The organism is Nocardia sp. 852002-20019_SCH5090214, assembly GCF_001665865.1.
In the GTDB taxonomy this organism is placed as follows: domain Bacteria; phylum Actinomycetota; class Actinomycetes; order Mycobacteriales; family Mycobacteriaceae; genus Nocardia; species Nocardia nova.
In genome coordinates this window covers 1-624 of the sequence record NZ_LZMK01000225.1, presented here as the reverse complement: position 1 = coordinate 624, position 624 = coordinate 1, and the positions used below count along the sequence as shown (strand labels likewise).

At 61.4% G+C, this 624-nt stretch carries 1 protein-coding gene; it reads left to right on the top strand.

All coding sequences use genetic code 11. The annotated features are described in order from the left end of the window. Nucleotides 1-286 precede the first annotated feature (286 nt). On the top strand, nt 287-624 hold a 338-nt coding region (locus A5780_RS18375), incomplete at its 3' end, for a recombinase family protein (RefSeq protein ID WP_197521791.1).

Below are 624 nucleotides of genomic sequence, written 5' to 3'. Positions count from 1 at the left end.
GGCGAGTTTCTGGGCGACGAGTCGACCATCGCGTTCGACGAAGAAGCTCAGCATCTGTGTTCGGTCCCCTCCGAAATCCGTTGACACTCAGAAGTGAAACACGTTACAGCCGCAGCTGCGGAGCGTGGTGCTGGCAGTGCCTGCGCATCTGGGGTACACCCCAACACCACAGTCGTGACCGGGGACGAACAGCGTCAAAATAGGGTGAGAATTCGCCTTTCTTGACACTTGTCGGCTGGGTTCTTAGAGTTCAACCTGACAATTTCGGTCTCTGGAGGGGTGAATCATGCGGGTCGGCTATATCCGGGTCAGCACGGTCGATCAGAACACCGTCCGCCAGCTCGACGGCGTCGATGTCGAACGCACCTTCACCGACAAGGCCTCCGGGAAGGACTCGGCGCGGCCGAAGCTCGCCGAGATGCTCGCGTTCGTGCGTGACGGCGACACGGTGATCGTTCACTCGATGGACCGCCTGGCCCGAAACCTCGACGACCTCCGCTCGATCGTGCGCACCCTCACCGGCAAGGGCGTGCGGGTCGAATTCGTCAAGGAGAGCCTGACTTTCACCGGCGAGGACTCACCCATGGCGAACCTGCTGCTGAGCGTGATGGGCGCCTTCGCCGA